Origin of the sequence: Microtetraspora sp. NBRC 13810 (assembly GCF_030268685.1) — a bacterium.
Lineage (GTDB): Bacteria > Actinomycetota > Actinomycetes > Streptosporangiales > Streptosporangiaceae > BSRQ01.
Genome location: NZ_BSRQ01000002.1, coordinates 496,697 through 512,061, shown reverse-complemented (window position 1 = coordinate 512,061; position 15,365 = coordinate 496,697). Strand labels below are relative to the sequence as shown.

General features: G+C 71.9%; 17 protein-coding genes and 2 tRNA genes. 9 read left to right on the top strand and 10 right to left on the bottom strand.

Translation table 11 applies throughout. The features are described 5' to 3' along the window. Positions 1-24: 24 nt before the first annotated feature. From QSK26_RS06140 to QSK26_RS06105, 8 genes are all read right to left on the bottom strand, one after another. Positions 25-1,719 (bottom strand): heparinase II/III domain-containing protein, encoded by a 1,695-nt coding sequence (locus QSK26_RS06140; RefSeq protein ID WP_285773976.1) that lies wholly within the window; start codon positions 1,717-1,719, stop codon positions 25-27. Positions 1,720-1,832: 113 nt separating this feature from the next. Further along, positions 1,833-2,228 (bottom strand): antibiotic biosynthesis monooxygenase family protein, encoded by a 396-nt coding sequence (locus QSK26_RS06135; RefSeq protein ID WP_285773975.1) that lies wholly within the window; start codon positions 2,226-2,228, stop codon positions 1,833-1,835. Between the two features lie 52 nt (positions 2,229-2,280). Then, complete coding sequence (locus QSK26_RS06130) at positions 2,281-2,859, bottom strand: Asp23/Gls24 family envelope stress response protein (RefSeq protein ID WP_285773974.1); 579 nt, start codon at positions 2,857-2,859, stop codon at positions 2,281-2,283. Positions 2,860-2,861: 2 nt separating this feature from the next. Further along, the gene (locus QSK26_RS06125; protein ID WP_285773973.1) at positions 2,862-3,485 is read right to left on the bottom strand and encodes a DUF6286 domain-containing protein; all 624 of its coding nucleotides are present in this window, start codon (positions 3,483-3,485) and stop codon (positions 2,862-2,864) included. Next, on the bottom strand, positions 3,482-4,075 hold the full coding sequence (locus tag QSK26_RS06120) for an Asp23/Gls24 family envelope stress response protein (RefSeq protein WP_285773972.1): 594 nt from the start codon (positions 4,073-4,075) through the stop codon (positions 3,482-3,484). Before QSK26_RS06120 ends, QSK26_RS06125 begins: the two co-directional genes overlap by 4 nt. Beyond that, positions 4,072-4,260: a hypothetical protein gene (locus QSK26_RS06115; RefSeq protein ID WP_285774198.1), complete on the bottom strand. Its 189-nt coding sequence runs from the start codon at positions 4,258-4,260 to the stop codon at positions 4,072-4,074. Before QSK26_RS06115 ends, QSK26_RS06120 begins: the two co-directional genes overlap by 4 nt. Positions 4,261-4,278: 18 nt before the next feature. After that, positions 4,279-4,623: an Asp23/Gls24 family envelope stress response protein gene (locus QSK26_RS06110; RefSeq protein ID WP_285773971.1), complete on the bottom strand. Its 345-nt coding sequence runs from the start codon at positions 4,621-4,623 to the stop codon at positions 4,279-4,281. A 215-nt stretch (positions 4,624-4,838) separates the two neighbouring features. Continuing rightward, positions 4,839-5,312 carry an Asp23/Gls24 family envelope stress response protein gene (locus QSK26_RS06105; RefSeq protein ID WP_285774191.1) on the bottom strand — a complete coding sequence of 158 codons (474 nt, stop codon included), beginning with the start codon at positions 5,310-5,312 and terminating at the stop codon, positions 4,839-4,841. Positions 5,313-5,530: 218 nt separating this feature from the next. Here QSK26_RS06105 and QSK26_RS06100 point away from each other — a divergent pair, with 218 nt between their 5' ends. Then, positions 5,531-6,307 (top strand): fumarylacetoacetate hydrolase family protein, encoded by a 777-nt coding sequence (locus QSK26_RS06100; RefSeq protein WP_285773970.1) that lies wholly within the window; start codon positions 5,531-5,533, stop codon positions 6,305-6,307. Between the two features lie 28 nt (positions 6,308-6,335). Continuing rightward, a complete protein-coding gene (gltX, locus tag QSK26_RS06095; protein WP_285773969.1) occupies positions 6,336-7,676 on the top strand; it encodes a glutamate--tRNA ligase in 1,341 nt (446 codons plus the stop codon). 41 nt (positions 7,677-7,717) lie between these two features. Here gltX and QSK26_RS06090 read toward each other — a convergent pair whose 3' ends face one another. Beyond that, positions 7,718-9,709, bottom strand: coding sequence for a M3 family metallopeptidase (locus tag QSK26_RS06090; RefSeq protein ID WP_285773968.1), 1,992 nt, complete (start codon positions 9,707-9,709; stop codon positions 7,718-7,720). Between the two features lie 154 nt (positions 9,710-9,863). Here QSK26_RS06090 and QSK26_RS06085 point away from each other — a divergent pair. From QSK26_RS06085 to QSK26_RS06060, 6 genes are all read left to right on the top strand, one after another. Further along, positions 9,864-9,935: transfer RNA gene (locus QSK26_RS06085), tRNA-Gln, on the top strand. Positions 9,936-10,082: 147 nt separating this feature from the next. Then, a complete protein-coding gene (locus QSK26_RS06080; RefSeq protein ID WP_285773967.1) occupies positions 10,083-10,994 on the top strand; it encodes an ABC transporter ATP-binding protein in 912 nt (303 codons plus the stop codon). Further along, positions 10,991-11,707: an ABC transporter permease gene (locus QSK26_RS06075; RefSeq protein WP_285773966.1), complete on the top strand. Its 717-nt coding sequence runs from the start codon at positions 10,991-10,993 to the stop codon at positions 11,705-11,707. The genes QSK26_RS06080 and QSK26_RS06075 overlap by 4 nt, the downstream gene beginning before the upstream one ends. A gap of 4 nt (positions 11,708-11,711) precedes the next feature. Then, positions 11,712-13,103, top strand: coding sequence for a histidine kinase (locus QSK26_RS06070; protein WP_285773965.1), 1,392 nt, complete (start codon positions 11,712-11,714; stop codon positions 13,101-13,103). Beyond that, positions 13,100-13,744, top strand: coding sequence for a response regulator (locus QSK26_RS06065; protein ID WP_285773964.1), 645 nt, complete (start codon positions 13,100-13,102; stop codon positions 13,742-13,744). The genes QSK26_RS06070 and QSK26_RS06065 overlap by 4 nt, the downstream gene beginning before the upstream one ends. A 106-nt stretch (positions 13,745-13,850) precedes the next feature. After that, positions 13,851-13,923 (top strand) — tRNA-Glu (locus QSK26_RS06060). Between the two features lie 102 nt (positions 13,924-14,025). On the opposite strand, the gene QSK26_RS06055 is transcribed toward QSK26_RS06060, so the two are convergent. Continuing rightward, a complete protein-coding gene (locus QSK26_RS06055; RefSeq protein WP_285773963.1) occupies positions 14,026-14,331 on the bottom strand; it encodes a TroA family protein in 306 nt (101 codons plus the stop codon). A gap of 21 nt (positions 14,332-14,352) precedes the next feature. Between QSK26_RS06055 and QSK26_RS06050 the strand changes: the two genes are divergently transcribed. After that, positions 14,353-15,363 carry a FecCD family ABC transporter permease gene (locus tag QSK26_RS06050; RefSeq protein ID WP_285773962.1) on the top strand — a complete coding sequence of 337 codons (1,011 nt, stop codon included), beginning with the start codon at positions 14,353-14,355 and terminating at the stop codon, positions 15,361-15,363. Positions 15,364-15,365 lie beyond the last annotated feature (2 nt).

The window sequence follows — 15,365 nt, the reverse complement described above, 5'->3', positions numbered from 1 at the left end:
CACCACCGTGCCACGCCGCGGCGGTCAGGCCAGGCCGGACGGGCCGGCCCGGAAGCTGACGTCGCCGTCGGAGGTCTCCACGGTGACCTTGCCGCCGGAGCAGCTCACCCTGGGCGAGTCCACCCCGGGGACGACGATCGTGAGCAGCGGGTCGGCCGAGGCGGGCGAGAGCACCGCGGGTGCGGACCGCTTCTGCAGGTAGGCGGGGGAGACCCAGCCCTGGAACGGCCCCTTCGCCCCCTTGACCACCTTGAGCCCGCTCACCGGCGCGCACGAGGGCACCTTGAGCTGCACCAGCGTCGCCTTCCAGCCGTTCTTGTCCCGCACGACGACCCGCCCGGCCTTCGTGGAGACGGTGGACAGGTCGGCGGCGAAGTGCCAGATGTTGGAGATCTTGGAGCCCTTGACGGTCGAGTCGAGCACCGCCATCAGGTCCTCGCCGTGGTGGACGAGCACCGACCGGTTGCGGCTCACGCCGTACGCCTTGTCGGTGAGCCGGTAGGACTGCTCGTCCCGGCCGATCGTCGACTTGACCAGCGGGGAGACGGTCCCGCCGCGGAAGGCGGCGCCGGCCACCACCGGCACGTTGTGCGCCTGCGGGGTCATCGTCCAGTGCCGGTAGGCGGTGTCCTCGTAGGAGTCGAAGCCCACGTCCACCAGCACGTCGCGGCCCTGCGCGTAGTACGTCACGCCGAGGTGGTCCTCGTGGCCGTGGAACTTCAGGGCGGGGCCGAACCTGATCGAGTAGTAAGCGGACTTGGGGTCGTCCCAGGCCGTGCGCCCGTAGACGTACCCGGCGCCGCCGAACACCTTGACCGTCTGCTTCGGCTGCTCGAAGTGGCCGCCGGGCTTCACGTCCGCGCCGCCGTCGCCGATCGGCACCATCTGGCCGTTGGGCTGGGTGGAGTGGCTGATGAAGCCCTCCAGCGACTTCCACCGTCTGGAGATCTCGGCGGGCACCTTGCGGTCACAGGACTTCAGGTTGGCGATCGCGACCGCGAGCCGTTCGTGCACGTAGAGGGCGTAGCGGGGGGCCTGTTCGCGCAGCGCGCCCTGGGAGTCGACGTCCAGCCTGACCGTCTCGGTCAGCCGCCTGACCGCCAGGTCGGACCACTCGTCGCGGTTGTACCGGCAGCCGATGCCGAGCAGCGCGATGTCCTGGTCGATGCCGTGGTTGTGACCCTTCTCGTACAGCTTCGGGTCCGACAGCATGCGGGCGTGCTCGGACATCGTCCTGGTCAGCCAGTCGGCGCTGACGTGCTTGCTCAGGCACACCAGCGCGGGCGCGCGCAGCGCGATCGGGTGCTCCGCCCACGCGTCGGGGGCGGTGTTCCGGCCGCCGCGCGGGTTGTCCTGCACCCAGTCCTTGGCGATCTCGGTCGCCCTGGCGAGGTAGGCGGCGTCGCCGTTGACCTCGTAGTCGGCGACGAGGCGGCCCATCCAGCGCAGGGAGTGGAAGACCATGTCCCAGGACCGGTTCTTGTACGGGCTCCAGCGCCAGTTGACGTTCTTGGGGACCTTGACGGCGGGCAGGCCCAGGAAGGACAACTGGCCGCTCATGATGTCGCCCGAGGTCGGGGTGGCGGGCAACCAGTCGCCCTGGCACTCGGCGGTGCGCTTGACCTCGTCGGCACCGGCGGGCTGCGCCGGGCTCACCACTCCGCCGAAGGCGAGCAGGACGAGGAGGGAGAGGGAGAGGGCACGTGTGCGGCGGCGCACGCCAGTTTCCTTCCGGGTGGGACGACGGGAGCGGATCATGCTCCCGAATCCCATCGAACCGGTCAAGTCGCTGTGGTCACATCCGCCACATCGTTATCACTCTCCCAGCGGCCTCACGAGGACTTGGGCCCCGAGTTCTGCACCACCTCGAAGGACCACAGCTCCGAACCGGAGGCGGCAGGGCCACGGCCGTGTCCGTGTCCCTGCCCCTGCCCGGCTGCCTGCCCGTGCCCGTGTCCCTGCGCCGCGTCGCCCTCCCGCTCGCCGGCCGCCTGGGCGTGGCCGGCCTGGAACGCCTGGCTCTTCTGCCAGCGGTCGAAGTCCTCCTCGCTCCGCCAGCGGGTGTAGACGAGATAGCGGTCGGTGCCGTCGACCGGGCGCAGCAGCTCGAACCACTCGAACCCGTCGGACGCCTCCACCATCCCGGCCCGCCCGGAGAACCTGCGCTCCAGCTCCTCCCGCATCTCCGCGGGCACGGTCAGGACGTTGATCTTCACGACACTCGGCATGCGAGCTCCTTATCAAGGATGGGATCCCAGCATCCCACCACCGGCGCGACGGTCACTGGAGGGAACGCTCGCGCCGCCCGCGCGGTTCCATCCGGAGCTGCACGACGGTGGGCAGCCGTTCCACCTCCAGCGTGTCGCGCATCCGCGGGATCGCCTCGTTGCCGAGATGGTCGCGCAGCGCCATCACCGGCGTGTCCTCGTCGGTGACCAGGCGCAGCCGCATGCCGGGCGCCAGGCCGGTGCCGGTGACGGCGGCATGGGCGGCCTGGACGGAGGGGTAATGCTCGACGTCGGCCTCGATGGCGTGGGTGACGCCGCTCGACTCGATCTCCGTCGTGCCGGCCGGCCCGTGTTCGAGGCGCAGGCCGGTGCGCGTGTCCTTACGTCCCTGGGCGAGCAGCCAGCGCAGGCCCAGCAGGGCGACGATCACCGAGACGGCGGCGATCACGTACCAGATCCAGGGATTGTCGGCGAAGAGCCTGATCGTGCCGTGGCCGACCAGGAACCCCCATTTCTGCCCGAAGCCGAACAGGCCGAGCCCCCGGGCGAGCGTGAGCCCGCCGAGGGCGAGCAGTACCAGGCCGCAGAGGCCCAGCCCCCAGCGATTGCCGCGTGCGGTCGTGCGTTCCATGGTCACTTCCTTCGAACCGTCACGCCGACGTGCGGGGCGCTCGCCGGAGAGAGTGAATCGATCTTGTCGTGGATCGCCCGCCGTACCGTCTCCTCCAGGGTCCGGGTGTCCCGCAGCGGCGTGGTGGCCTTGACGTGCACGTAGCCGCCGCGCGCATGGCCGCGGGCGGCGGTGACGCCGTCCACGGACTCGGCGGCGCGGGCGAGCGAGCGGGCGAAACTGCGGCGCTGCATCCCCATGATCAGGTTCGGGTCGCCGGTGCGCAGCGCGATGTACCGGCCCCGGCCGGGCACCAGCGCCATCAGCAGCAGCAACAGTCCCAGGATGGCGGCGACGCCGGCGCCGAGCAGCAGCGCCGGGTTGTTCCACCTGGTGGTGAACGCCCAGTTCAGGATGCGGTCGTAGGGCACGATCCGGAACGGTGTGCCGAGCAGTGCGGAGATCACCTCGATCGCGCTGACGAGGCCGAGCAGCAGCAGCACGATCGCCGCGATGGTGCCGGGCACCGCGCGGCGCGGCCGGAAGGCGCGTACGGCGGCGCGGTTGGCCCGCCGGGAGTACCGGGCACCGGCCGGCGGCTCGGCGGGTCGCAGGTCGTTCCGGCCGTCCGCCCCGATCGCGGTCATGATCCACACTCCGGTCGCCGCGGACGCTCCGCGCGTCCTGGTTCGTCCTGTGTCCCCGGGCTCCCCTGCGTCTCCGGCCGCGAGTAGTCGGGAGCCAGCCGGTCGATCTCCGGCTCGTTCCGCTCGGTGTGCTCGGTCCGCTCGGTGGGCTTGGTGTGCTCGGTGGGCTTGGTGGGTTCGGTCTGCTTGGTCGTCCCGGTCTGCTCGGCGGGCTCGGTGGCGGCGGGTGCCGTGTCCTCGGGCGGTGTGCCCTCGGAGGCGAGGGGCGGCTGCTGGACGGGCATCAGGGCGGCGACGTCGATGTCGATGTGGCCGACGGAAAGGCCGGTCAGCTCGTGCACCCGGCTGGCGACATAGTGCCGGAGCTCGTCGGTGACCCGGCGGATCGGCGCCGGGTAGGCCACCGACACGTCGAGCCGCAACGTGGTCAGGCTTCCGTCGACGACCACCCGTGCGGGACGCCGCTTCCACGGCATCCCGCGATGGCGGACCTCGACCACCCCCGGGACCTCCTCGGCCGCCCGTTCGGCGATCTTGGAGACCACGTTCTCCGGAATCCGGATGGCGCCGCGCGCCTCCGGGGCGATCACCGTCGCCTCACGGCGAACGGCGAAAGGTCGATGGTGCCACCCTCCATCACCCGTCCGATGAGGACGCCGGCCGCCCCCAGGACGAGCACGATCACGAACGCCGGCCAACCACCGAACGCGCCGGCGAAGCCGAGCGCGATCCCTACGGCCAGGCCGACGAGCGGCCACAGCGGAAACGTATTCATCGTGAGTCCCCCCAACTCTCAAATGTTCAGGTCGTCGATCGCCACGTGGATCGGCCGTCCCCCGGCGAGCGGGGCCACGGCCTCGCGCACCTGGTCGGCGATCTCGGGTAGCGGCCGGCCGTAGTGGGCGACGACGGCGATCTCTATCTCGTCGTCCCGCACGGCCACGCCGTGGATCCGGTGGCCGGGCAGGTAGCTCGCCACCGTGCCGAACGGGCCGGTGGAGAGTCCCGCCACGTCCGGGCAGGACCGGACGCGTTCGGCCAGCTCACGGGCGAGTCGGTCGTCACCGGAGCCGGCTCCGCCCACCGTGCCGGTCTCGCCGGTCCCGGTGGCGGGGTCCTCGGACTCCGTGGCGGTCATGGTCGTGCCGGGCTCGGTACGAGGGGTCGGTCCCGGCTGAGGTTCCGCGGTCGCGGACGGATCCGCTCGCGGTGCGGCCGGCCGCCCGGCGGCGGATCCGGTCTCGGAAAGGTGCTCGGGCGCCTGCTCGGACCCGGACGAGGGCCCGGCCCCTGGGGTGGGTCCTGTGGAGTCGTTCGGGACGCCGTCCGGGACGCGTCCCCGGGGGCGGCGGCTCACCGGACTCGCGGCTCCTCGGGCTCCCGCTCTCTCTCCTCACCGGGGAAGCGCACATCGTCGATCTTGATGTTCACCTCGGTGACCTCCAGCCCGCACATGCGCTCCACAGCGGTGATCACGTTGCGGCGCACGGCGGCTGCGAGGTCCGGAATGGCGGTGCCGTATTCGACCACCAGAGCCACGTCGACGGCGGCCTGCCGCTCGCCGACCTCCACGGACACGCCCTGGTGAGCGGGGGACGTCTTGTCGCCGACCATGATCCCGCGCATCGCGCCGAGGGCCCGTGCGGTGCCGGCCCCCATCGCGTGTACGCCGGACACGTCGCGGGCGGCGAGACCCGCTATCTTCGCCACGACCGTGTCGCTGATCGTGGTCCTGCCTCGGCTGGTGGTAAGGGACTGCTCGCCCGATGCGACGGGCGACTGCGTACGGGCGCGTGGCACCCCGGCCTCTGTCGTGGCCTCATGCATGGTGTCGGGCACGGTGCGTTCCTTCCTCGGACAGTTATATACACCTCCATAACCGCAGGTCATCGGCACAATCAGGGTTGATCAGGTTTTTAGGGTATATTTCCAGGCATATTCCACTGAATGGGGCGAAACGTCACAAAACGGTCGAGGGCGTCAAGCGCCTCGCGGGCTCAGTAGGCTCGTGCCGTACGACATCCGACTCTCAGGGGTAGTCAGCAGTGCGCATAGCGAGGTTCTCCACCGGCGAAGGCGTGACGTTCGGCGTGGTCGACGGCGGTCCGGGACAGGAGTTCGTCCAGGCGATCTCCGGTCACCCGTTCGGCGCCATCCAGTTCTCCGGCGAGCGGCTCCCGCTCGCCGAGGTGCGGCTGGTCGCGCCCATCCTGCCGAGCAAGGTCGTCGCGATCGGCAAGAACTACGCGGAGCACGCGCGTGAGATGGGCGGCGAGCCCCCGGCCGAGCCGGTCATCTTCAGCAAGCCCTCCACGTCCGTGATCGGGCCGCGCGAGGCCATCGCCTACCCGGAGAAGCTCTCCGAGCGGGTCGACTTCGAAGGCGAGCTGGCCGTGGTCATCGGCCGGCTGTGCCGGGAGGTCCCGGTCGAGCGGGCGAGCGAGGTGATCTTCGGTTACACCTGCGCCAACGACGTCACCGCCCGCGACCTGCAGGCCAAGGACGGCCAGTGGACCAGGGCCAAGAGCTTCGACACCTTCTGCCCGCTGGGCCCGTGGATCCAGACCGAGCTCGACCCGAGCGACCTGGCGATCACCACGACGGTCAACGGCGAGATCCGGCAGAGCGCGCGCACCTCGCAGCTCATGCACGACGTCCCCGCGCTGGTCGCCTACGTGAGCGCGGTCATGACGCTCATCCCCGGCGACGTGATCCTCACCGGCACCCCCGCCGGGGTCGGCCCGCTGAGCGTCGGCGACGAGGTCGGCGTCGGCATCGAAGGAATCGGCACTCTCACCAACCGGGTGGTCTCCCGTGATTAGGGTTCGTTTCGCTCCCTCGCCCACCGGCATGTTCCATGTCGGCGGAGCCCGTTCCGCGCTGTACAACTGGGCGCTGGCCGAGCGGTCGGGCGGCCAGTTCGTGCTCAGGATCGAGGACACCGACGCCGCGCGCAACCGGCCCGAATGGACCGAGGGCATCATCTCCGCCCTGGCCTGGATCGGCATCAGCGGCGACAAGCCGGCCTTCGAAGGCCCCTACTTCCAGTCGAGCTACGAGACCCAGCACCGCGCCGCCGCCGAGAAGCTCTACGCCGGCGGCAAGGCATACTTCTGCGACTGCACCCGCGACCAGCTCGCCGAGCGCACCGGCTCCGAGCAGCGCGGATACGACGGCTTCTGCCGCGACCGCGGGCTGCGCCCCGGCCCGGCCAGGGCGCTGCGCTTCCGCACCCCCGACGAGGGCGCGACCGTGGTCGACGACGTGATCAGGGGCCGGGTGGAGTTCCCCAACAACGCGATGGAGGACTTCGTCATCGCCCGCGCCGACGGCTCCCCGCTCTACGTCCTCGCCAACGCGGTGGACGACATCGAGCAGCGGATCACCCACGTCGTGCGCGGCGAGGAGCACCTGACCAACGCGGGCAGGCAGCAGCTCCTGTGGCCCGCGCTCGGCGCCACGCCGCCGGTCTGGGCGCACCTGCCGGTCATCGTCAACGAGCAGCGCAAGAAGCTGTCCAAGCGCAGGGACAAGGTCGCCCTGGAGTCCTACCGGGACGAGGGCTACCTCCCGGAGGCCATGGTCAACTACCTGATGCTGCTCGGCTGGGGGCCGGGCGACGACCGGGAGCTCATGCCCTGGTCGGAGATGGCCCCGCTGTTCCGCCTGGAGGACGTCAACCCGTCCTCGGCGTTCTTCGACGAGAAGAAGCTGCGCGCCTTCAACGGCGAGTACATCCGGGCGCTGCCGCTCGCCGAGTTCGTCGCCCGCTGCCGGCCGTACCTCGACCCGAGCTGGGACGTCGAGGTGTTCGGCAGGGTCGCGGAGCTGGCGCAGACGCGGGTCGCGGTGCTGTCGGAGATCACCGCCAACGTCGACTTCCTCTTCCTGGCCGAGCCGGTCTTCGACCAGCAGAGCTGGGACAAGGCGATGAAGGCGGGCGCCGAGGAGATCCTCTCCGGTTACCTCGCCCGGCTGGAGACCGTCTCCTTCGACCCCGAGTCGCTCAAGACCGCCCTGGAGGAGGTCGGCCTCGAACACGGCCTCAAGCTGGGCAAGGCGCAGGCCCCCGTCCGGGTGGCGATCACCGGGCGGACGGTGGGCCTGCCGCTCTTCGAGTCGATCGAGGTGCTCGGCCGGGAGCGCGCGGCCGACCGGCTCCGCGCGGCCCTGGGCAGGCTGCGCGGCTGAGGCCGGTCACCGGCGCCGGCCGCCACGCGGAGGGCCGGGCGTCACAGGAGGCCGCGACGCTCCAGCAGGGGCTCGATGCGGGGGTCGCGGCCCCGGAAGTTGCGGAACGCCGTCATCGGGTCCAGGCTGCCGCCCCTGCTCAGCAGCTCCCGGCGGAAGTGGTCGCCGTTCTCCCGCAGCAGGCCGCCGTTCTCCTTGAACCACTCCACGCTGTCGGCGTCGAGCACCTCGCTCCAGATGTAGGAGTAGTAGCCCGCGCTGTAGCCACCGGCCCAGATGTGCGCGAAATAGGTGCTGCCGTAGCGCGGCGGCACCAGCGGCAGGTCCAGCCCGGCGTCCGCCAGCGCCCCGCGCTCGAAGGACACCGGGTCGGCCGGATCCTCCGTGAACGTGTGCCAGGCCCAGTCGAGCAGCGTGGCCGCGAGGTACTCCACCGTGGCGTAGCCCTGGTTGAACCGCTCGGCCTCCAGCATCCGATCCACCATCGCCTGCGGCATCGGCTCGCCGGTCTCGTGGTGGCGCGCGTAGTTGGCCAGCACCTCCGGCCAGACCGCCCACATCTCGTTGACCTGGGACGGGTACTCCACGAAGTCGCGCGGCACCGCCGTACCGGAGAAGCGCGGGAACGGCACCGCGGAGAACAGCCCGTGCAGCGCGTGGCCGAACTCGTGGAACATCGTGTTGACCTCGTCGAAGGTCATCAGCGTGGGCTCGCCGGGCGGCGGCTTGACGATGTTGAGGTTGTTGACCACGACCGGCTTCTCGCCCAGCAGGTCCGACTGCTTGACCAGGCTGTTCATCCACGCCCCACCCCGCTTGGACTCGCGGGCGTAGAAGTCGCCGAGGAAGAGGCCGAGCGGCGTGCCGTCCTCCTCGAACACCTCGAAGACGCGGGTGTCCGGGTGGTGTCCGGGCAGGTCGGGGCGCTCGGTGAAGGTCAGGCCGTAGAGCAGGCCGGCGGCGTGGAAGACGCCGTCGCGCAGCACCCTGTCCAGCTCGAAGTAGGGGCGCATGGTGGCGGTGTCCAGGTCGTAGCGGGCCTGGCGCACCTTTTCCGCGTAGAACGCCCAGTCCCAGGGGGCGATGTCGAACCCGGCCTCGGCGCGCAGGTCCTCGGCCTCCCGGTGCGCGTTGGCGACCGCGGGCGGCACCAGCTTGCCGAGCATGTCGGCGACGGCCTGGGTGCCGGGGGCGGTCTGGTCGGCCACCACGTACTCCGCGTGGTCGGCGTAGCCGAGGAGCCTGGCCCGCTCGGCGCGCAGTCTGGCCATCCGGACCACGATCTCGGCGTTCACCGTGGCGCCCCGGCCCACCGACGCCCGGTGCACCCGCTCGCGCAGCGCCCGGTTCGTCAGCGTGGCGAGCGGCGGCTGCCCGGTCGGCAGCACCAGCGGGATGACGTACTTGCCGTCCAGGCCGCGCGCCCTGGCCGTCTCGGCGGCGGCCTCCACGGAGACGCCGTCCAGCTCGGCCGGGTCCTCGACCACGATCGCGGCGGCGTTGGTGTCGGCCAGCAGGTTCTGCTCGAAGGCCGTCGCCAGCTCGGACAGCTCCCCGTTCAGCGTGACGAGCCGCTCCTTGTCGGCAGCGGACAGCTCGGCCCCGGCCCGCACGAAGTCGGTGTGGTAGCGGGTCAGCAGCCAGGACTCCGCGGGCGGCAGCGTGTCCTTCGCCGCGTGCAGCGTCTTGATCCGCTCGAAGAGCGCCCGGTCGAGGTGGATCGCGTCGCTGTGCTCGGTCAGCCGGGGCGTGATCTCCTTCTGGATCTCGCGCACCTCGGGCGTGCTGTCGGAGGACGCCTGGTTGAAGAAGACGGCGGAGACCCGGCCGAGGACCGCGCCCGAGCGCTCCAGCGCGCCGATGGTGTTCGCGAAGGTCGGCGGCTCGGGATCGCCGGCGATCGCGGCCACCTCGGCGAGCTGCTCGGCCATGCCGCGCTCGAAGGCCGGCAGGTAGTGCTCCGCGCGGATCTCCGCGAACGGAGGCAGCGAGTAGGGCAGCGTGCTCGCGGTGAAAAACGGATTTTCCGGCAAGATGTGGATCTCCTCACGCGTCGGCTCGGATGGCATCCTTCCTACTCGGCGACGCCCGCCGACGCCAAGTGGGTATTCGTTTTGGCCTTGGCGCCCAAGCTGGGCTATTCTTTCGGACGTCGCCAAGCGAGACTTCCCAGGGGAGACCGCTCGGTGGGGTATGGTGTAATTGGCAGCACGACTGATTCTGGTTCAGTTAGTCTAGGTTCGAGTCCTGGTACCCCAGCAAGTGAAGCCGGATGCTCCGCAACGAGCACCCGGCTTTTTCGCGTTCTCCCCGCCCATCCACCGATCGGTTGATGCCCGGGATCCACCGATCGAGCCGCCATCGAGGCGATCCGCCGGCCCGCCCCCGTGGCGCACGCTGTGGACCATGACGGTTATCGAAGTAGACGGCCTGCACAAGAGGTACGGCGAGCGGGTGGCGGTCGACGACGTGTCGTTCGACGTGGCCGCCGGGGAGATCTTCGGCATCCTCGGCCCCAACGGCGCGGGCAAGACCACCACGGTGGAGTGCGTCGAAGGGCTCAGACGCCCCGACCGCGGCACCGTGCGGGTGCTCGGCCTCGACCCGCGCGCGGACGCGGCCAAGCTGCGCCCCCGGGTGGGCGTCCAGCTCCAGGAGAGCCGCCTCCCCGACCGGCTGAAGGTCTGGGAGGCCCTCGACCTCTACAGCTCCTTCTACCCCCGCCCCGTGGACTGGCGGGCGCTGCTGGACGACTGGGGGCTCGCCGACCGGCGTGACGCCCCCTTCGGCAAGCTCTCCGGCGGCCAGAAGCAGCGGCTCTTCGTCGCGCTCGCCCTGATCGGCGACCCGGAGATCGTCCTGCTCGACGAACTGACCACCGGCCTCGACCCGCAGGCCAGGCGGGACACCTGGGAACTCGTCGAGCGGATCAGGGACGCCGGCGTCACGGTCGTCCTGGTCACCCACTTCATGGAGGAGGCCGAACGGCTCTGCGACCGGCTCATGGTCGTCGGCGCCGGGCGGGTCGTGGCGGTGGACACCCCCGAGGGGCTCATCGCCCGCGCCGCCCTCGCCCCGCGGGTCCGCTTCCGCTGTGTCCGGCCGTTCGACGAGCGGCTGCTGCGCGACCTGCCCGAGGTCACCGCCGTGCGGGTGCGGGGCTCCCACGTCGAGGTGGCGGGCGGCGGCGACCTGCTGCACGCGGTCACCTCCGCGCTGGCCGGGAACCAGGTCACCGTCGCCGACCTGCGCACCGAACAGCCCACCCTGGACGACGCCTACGTCGCCCTCGTCGGCGGGCGGGAGAACGTGTCATGACCCGGCTCACCCGCTACGAGCTGCGGCTCTTCCTGCGCGACCCGGCCGCCGTCATCGTCACCGTGCTGCTTCCCGTCGGCATGGTCGTCTTCTTCGGCGCGATCATCTCCCCGGCCGACGGGAACGACCCGATCGAGACGTTCTTCCCCGCCGCCGCGATCGCGCTCGGCCTGGCCCAGCTCGGCATGAACCTGCTGCCCACCACGCTGGTCGGCTACCGGGAGAAGGGCATACTGCGGCGCATGGCCACCACGCCGATCCCGCCCTCCCGGGTGCTGGGCGCACAGCTCCTGGTCGGTTCGCTGCTGGCGGTGGTCTCGATGGTCTCGGTGGTCGCCGTGGGGACGCTCGGGTTCGGGTTCGACCTGCCCAGGCGGCTTCCCGCGTTCGCGGTGACGTTCGTGCTCGGGGTGCTGGTGCTCTTCGCGGCCGGCCTGATCATCGCGGCGGTGGCGCCGAACGGGCGGGTGGCGAGCGGGGCCGGTGTCGTGCTCTTCTTCGTCAGCATCGTCTTCGGCGGGGTGTTCACCCCGGCCGAGAGCATGCCCGCCTTCATGCGGACCGTCGGGGACTACACGCCGGTGGGCGCCTTCGTGCAGGCCACCCGGGCGAGCTGGGCGGGGGAGTGGCCGCAGCCGCAGCATCTGGCCGCGATGGCGGTCACCGCCGTGGCGCTCGCGCTGCTCTCGGCGAAGATGTTCCGGTGGGAGTAAGCGGATGACGTGGCTGGTGCCCGACGAGGCGGCCGACCCGGGAGGCCGCCGGGGAAGGTGGATCTTCCTCGGCATCGGGTACGCGCTGCTCGCGGTCTCGGTGCTGTGGGCGGCGGCGCTGGACCGGCTGGACCCGGTCACCACCGGTCTGGCCGCGCTGGCCGCCGCCTGGCTGCCCTGGCTGCTGTGGGTCTACCCGCGCCGCGGGCGGCAGGCGCCGGTCGCGCTCTACTACGCCGGGCTGCTGGCCGTCGGCGGCATCCTGCTGGCCAGGAGCGACAGCTTCGCCCCCTTCGTCTCCCTGGGATACCCGCTCGGGCTCGCGCTCTTCCGGGCCAGGGTCATGATGGCCGCGGTCGCCGCCACCGCGATCACCATGGTGCTCGCGCAGACCTCCGCGACGGACGACGCCTCCGCGCTCGCCATACTGCTCGGCATCTCGGTGCCGCTGCTGATCGCCGGCTGGCAGCTGGGCTCGGAGAGCGAGCAGCGCAGGAAGGCGGGCGAGCGGCTCGCCGCGGCGCTGGAGGAGAACGCCGGCCTGCACGCCCGGCTCGTCGCCCAGGCCAGGGAGGCCGGCGTGCTGGACGAACGGCAGCGCCTCGCGAGGGAGATCCACGACACCATCGCCCAGGACCTCATCGCCCTCATCACCCAGTTGCGGGCGGCCGACGGCGCCGCGGACGAGGCGGACCGGCGGCGGCACACCGGACAGGCGCAGGCGCTCGCCGGACAGGCCCTCACCGAGGCCAGGCGGTCGGTGCGGGCGCTGCGCCCCGAGCCGCTGGAGGGCTCGGCGCTGTCCGACGCGCTCGTCCACCTGGCCGAACGGTGGAGCGAGACAGCGGGGATCGGGCACACCTTCGAGGTCACCGGCACCCCGAGCCGCCTGGCCGCCGGCATCGAGGTCACGCTCTACCGCGTCGCCCAGGAGGCCCTGGCCAACGTAGCCAAGCACGCGAACGCCACCAGGGCCGGGCTCACCCTGTCCTACCTGGACGACATGGTGCTGCTCGACGTGCGCGACGACGGCCGCGGCTTCGACCCCGGCGCGGCGGGCGGCGGCTTCGGCCTCGGCACCATGCGCCAGCGGGTACGCGGCGCGGGCGGCACGCTGTCCGTCGAGAGCGCCCCCGGCCAGGGCACGGCGGTCGCCGCCGCCGTCCCCGCCCTCCCCGCCGACCTCACCGACCCCATTGACCCCATTGACCCCGCCGACCCCGGCCAGTCCGCCGTCCCCACCGACCCTGGCCATCAGGCCGGGCCCGCCGTCTCCGCCGACCCCGGCCACCCCGCCGTCTCCGCTGACCCCGGCCACCCGGCCGCGCCCGTCCTCCCCGCCGGCCCTGCCGACCCCGGGCATCCCGGCGCGCCCCTCGTACAGGAGGCTCCGTGAGCACGCCCGTCAGAGTGCTGATCGTGGACGACCACCCGATCGTCCGCGACGGTCTGCGCGCCGCCTTCGGCCCCGTCCCCGACATCGAGGTCGCCGGCGAGGCCGCGGACGGGGCCGAGGCCGTACGGCTGGCCGCCGAGCTGGCGGTGGACGTGGTCCTGATGGACCTGCGGATGCCCGGGATGGACGGCGTGCGGGCCATCAGGCTGCTCAGGGAGGCGGCCCCGGCGATCAGGGTGCTCGTGCTCACCACCTTCGACTCCGACGCCGACGTGCTGCCCGCCATCGAGGCGGGCGCCACCGGTTACCTGCTCAAGGACGCGCCCACCGCCGAGCTGCTCCGCGCCGTGCGTGCCTCGCACCGCGGTGAGACAGTGCTCGCGCCCTCGGTGGCCGGCCTCCTGGTCGGCCAGGTGCGCCGCCCGGCGCGCGGCGCGCTCAGCCCGCGCGAGCTGGAGGTGCTGCGGCTGGTGGCCGGCGGCTCCACCAACAAGGAGGCCGCCGCCCGGCTGTTCATCAGCGAGGCCAGCATCAAGACCCACCTGCTGCACGTCTACGCCAAGCTCGACGTGCGGGATCGGGCCTCCGCCGTGGCGGAGGGCTACCGCCGCGGTCTGCTCGGTCCGGCGGATGGTCGTTAACGCGTTTTGTGGACCCTCGCGGGTGCGGTAGAGTTACACCTGTCGCCGGGGGGAAAGCCCCGGAAACACCGGGAGAGCGGAAACGCCCTCCCGGAGCTGTGCGCAAGGTCCCGTCGTCTAGTGGCCTAGGACGCCGCCCTCTCAAGGCGGTAACGCCGGTTCGAATCCGGTCGGGACTACATAGTGAAAACCCTCTGGGAGATTATCCCGGAGGGCTTTTTTATTGTCTGGACCGAAATGTCCGCCGCCCCCGGTCAGGCGCGGACCGGGGGCGGCGTCGCTCAGCCGCGCAGGTGCTGTTCGAGGACCTTGAGGACGCCGAGCGCCGCCGTGGGCCCGGCGTTGAGGTAGAACATGTCGTCGTCCACCGGGATCGCGGTCCCGCCCGCCACGGCGGTCAGCGTCGGCCACAGCGGGGCGCCGGTCAGCGTCCCGGCCGCGGCGGCGCCGCCCTGGACCCCGGAGAAGATCCAGTCGGCGTCGGCCAGGTCGAGCTGTTCGTTGCTGATGTCCTGCGAGGTCGCGTCGAACCGCTGGCTCCCCGGTCGGCCGAGCCCGGCGTCCTGCGTGCTCCTCTGGCTGGTCACCCGGCACCGGGGCGGGACCGCGTGACCGGGCCCGCCCGGCGCCGCTCCAGGAGGCCCGCGATCGTCGTGGCCGTCCTGCTGGCGGCCTGCGCGCTGCTGTGCGCGGTCACCGTCCTCACCGGCACCTACCGGATCGGCGCGGGCCAGGTGCTCGGCGTGCTTACCGGGGGCGGGTCGGGGACCGGCCGGTTCATCGTCCTCGGCCAGCGGCTGCCCAGGGTCACCGCGGCCGTGCTGGTCGGCGCCGCCCTCGGGCTGTCCGGGGCGATGTTCCAGAGCCTGTCCCGCAACCCGCTCGGCAGCCCCGACATCGTCGGATTCACCACCGGATCGGCCACCGGCGCGCTGGTCGCGCTCTTCGCCGGCGTGGGCGGCCTCGGCGTGGGCGCGGGCTCGCTGCTCGGCGGGCTGGCCACCGCCGCCGTGGTCTACCTGTTCACGCTCACCGGCGGCGGCACCGGCAACCGGCTCATCCTGGTCGGCATCGCCGTGGGAGCCATGCTCGCCTCGGTCAACGACTATCTGATCACCAGGGCCGACCTGGAAGCCGCGGAGAACGCCAAGACGTGGCTGTACGGCAGCCTCAACGCCGTCTCCTGGCCGCAGGTCGCCCCGCTGGCGCTCGCCCTGCTCGTGCTCGTGCCGCCCGCGCTGGCCACGGCCGGGCCGCTGCGCCTGATGGAGATGGGCGACGACACCGCCGCCGCGCTCGGGGTGAACCTCGCCCGCACCCGGCTCGCCGTCCTGCTGCTCGGCGTCGCGCTGACCGGGGCCGCCATCGCCGTCGCCGGGCCGATCGGCTTCATGGCACTGGCCGCCCCCCAGCTCGCCCGCAGGCTCACCCGCGCGCCCGGCATCGCCCCGGTGGCCGCGATGGCCATGGGCGCCTGCCTGCTCGCCGTCGCCGACCTGCTGGCCCAGCGGCTCCTCGCGCCGTTCCAGATCCCGGTCGGCCTGGTCACCGGGGCCCTGGGCGGGGCCTATCTGCTGTGGCTGCTGGCCGCCGACCGGACCCGCCCCCGGACCGCCTGAAC